This window comes from Blautia caecimuris, assembly GCF_024622975.1.
In the GTDB taxonomy this organism is placed as follows: Bacteria; Bacillota; Clostridia; order Lachnospirales; family Lachnospiraceae; genus Blautia_A; species Blautia_A caecimuris.
On record NZ_JANJZT010000074.1, the window covers coordinates 1 to 2605 of the forward strand.

The following is a 2605-nucleotide window of genomic DNA, read 5'->3' on the forward strand; positions in this document are numbered from 1 at the left end:
TAAAATGGATGAAATCAGTGAAGAGGAAGCGGCATCCGTTTGATATAGCAATTATTTAATATTCGTTATACTAGTTTTTCCAAAGCACGAAAAAAGAGCATTACAAATAGACTTGTTAGTCACTTTATGACTCCGTGCTTGGTATAAAATAGTCATTATAGTTCCAAAACACAATCTATACATTGTGATGCTCCTTTCACGATTATTCTTCCGTATAATCATCCATTGTTTTAATTTCAAAAATGGTTTCTTCAATCACACGGATGCATTCATCCGTATTTTTCTTTATATCATTGCCCCAGAATCGGATTACCGTCCATCCCAGAAAAAGGAGCTTCTTGTTGATTTCATCATCCCGCTCTTTGTTTCTGGATATTTTACTAATCCAATATTCACTATTATTACTCTTTTCCAGTCTAGGCTTAAGCACTTCCCAATCTTTGCCGTGGAAAAACTCTCCATCGCAAAAAAATTGCTATTTTATATTTAGTAAATACAATATCAGGCTTGCCTGGCAATTCTTTATAATTCTTCCGAAATCTGTAACCTTTTTTCCACAATGCCTTTCTTAATAGTCCTTCAATCTTTGTATCTTTTGATCTTATATGTTGCATATTTTTCCGACGCTGCTCTGATGTTAAATTGTCCACACTCTTACCTCTGAAAAATCACATCATTATGGTATTCTATAAAATCTTTTCCTGGCAGGAATTTATCTGGAAGAATAATTTGATGATCGGAATATCCCATAAACCAGGATTTCGTTTCTGAATCCATCTCCGTATCTTTCAACTTTCTGGAGACAATAATCTTATATCTTTTATCTAAAGTAATCAGCCCTCTATCAAATGCTTTATCATGTAAAGCATTCAAACATAATCCATTTGCCGGATTTGTGCGTTCAGTCCTTTCATCACTAACTTTCCAAGGCTTAATATGACTTGCCACCAAAAGTTCTGGTTGTTTTAACCCTGTGACGCAACATCTATTTTCGTATGAATTTAATACCGTCATTCTAAAGAAATACTGCCCTACTCTAGTTTTCATCATCTGATCTCGATATTTTCCAGCTGGAATCACATCAATATCACCAAGATCAATTACTTCTGATATGTCCTTATTCTGCAGTTTTGCGCGGATAAGCTGAGCTTGATACGATAAATTTGTCCAATCTCTTGAAAACTCTGAAAAAATTTCGCCATCAAGCTTGCTTCCATGCGCCATTGCAGTTACATTTCTCTTCTGCAATTCAGGATCATAATGAGCAAGATTATGCATCTTCAATCCCACAGAACCCGGAGTTCGTCCCAACAAATGCGCAAGTTTTATAATTTCCGGATTACCTTGGCTAATCTTTCCAAAAGGTGTACGGCAATACAAATCAAATGCCAAAATAGTTTCTTCTCGGCTCCATTTTATTCCTGTCCTGTCGGCTGCCATATTGCTTTTCTCTCTTTCATTTACTTTATGTTCTTAATAACATACTGTTTGCCAGAAATGACAAACTTTGTACCTTCCTTCTTACCAAGCAGATTTTTCGGTTTCGTTGAAATTGTTTTTCCTACAGCTGTAACCTGCCCATTTTTTATCACCATCTCTGGTCCAAATGGCTTACCTGTAACATCATTAACCGCTCTAAAATGGCTACCTTCTTCTAATACAGCTATGCTTTTAATTTCAGCCATAACATTTTCACATAATTTTTCTGCTTGAGTCTTGTCAAGAAAATCTGAAACTGTAATAGCACCCGCTTGATTTAATTTGGCTAAAAAAGCACGTACTTCTGTTCTCGATAGTTCTGAATTTTTCTTTAACTCCTTGAGTGCGGCCAACACAAGTACCTTATTTCTGGCATAGGAACGCTCTGTAATTGATGTGAATATATCCTGCTTGCTAAAAAAATATTCTGTATATTCATAAGGATTTCCATTTTCGTTATTCTCGTCATAAGTTAAATAAACACTCCAATATAATCGTGCTATACCCTGACGAACAAAGGCTTTTCCTTTCGATGCCTTGAAAAAATAACGTGTTCCAATACGATTGATCGCTTTGTCTGTCGAAGATTTTTTTGTTTCATTCTCTTCCGCTTCATCTTCATCATCCGGAAGGTCAATTCCCCATCTTGTATGCATATAATCCCAATGTTGTTTATGTGCCATATACGCCCATAATCTAAGATCACTTGCCTGAACTAAATTTATATGTCCCTGCAAAGCTTCGTATAAAATCTTTGCATTAGAGAAATCTGTTTCCGGACCTCCTGAAATAAGTTGATAATCATCAACCTCTATTCCCGTATCAAAAAAATAATTAGGCTTGTCATTATCAATAAAATATTGATCAACCCACGTTTCTGCATCTTGATACTTATTCAGATTATCAGGTATAGTCTGTTCAAGCATATCGAGAGATTTCTGTTTTAAAAAGTATAATTTCATACATCCTCCTATTCTACCTGACAAAGGAATTTAAGTGCATCAGCTGAGTTATTACCTAATAATAATTCTGCTGATGCAAACGGTTTTTCTAGTATAGAATAAATTAAATTTCTGCTATATATTTTTGAGATGATGTATGGTAAAATAGTGTTATCAAAGAAAGG

General features: G+C 35.0%; 2 protein-coding genes and 1 pseudogene. All 3 read right to left on the reverse strand.

All coding sequences use genetic code 11. From position 1 onward, the window contains the following. Positions 1-202 precede the first annotated feature (202 nt). Positions 203-614, reverse strand: a pseudogene (locus NSA57_RS19860) (very short patch repair endonuclease). A 40-nt stretch (positions 615-654) separates the two neighbouring features. Continuing rightward, positions 655-1440 carry an HNH endonuclease gene (locus NSA57_RS19315; protein WP_117529140.1) on the reverse strand — a complete coding sequence of 262 codons (786 nt, stop codon included), beginning with the start codon at positions 1438-1440 and terminating at the stop codon, positions 655-657. Between the two features lie 20 nt (positions 1441-1460). After that, positions 1461-2441, reverse strand: coding sequence for a DUF6339 family protein (locus NSA57_RS19320; RefSeq protein WP_257465838.1), 981 nt, complete (start codon positions 2439-2441; stop codon positions 1461-1463). Between the last annotated feature and the right edge of the window lie 164 nt (positions 2442-2605).

Bases quoted from the DNA above. Each gene is read 5' to 3' on its own strand.
- NSA57_RS19315 (WP_117529140.1), bottom strand. From the start codon at position 1,440: ATGGCAGCCGACAGGACAGGAATAAAATGGAGCCGAGAAGAAACTATT.
- NSA57_RS19320 (WP_257465838.1), bottom strand. From the start codon at position 2,441: ATGAAATTATACTTTTTAAAACAGAAATCTCTCGATATGCTTGAACAG.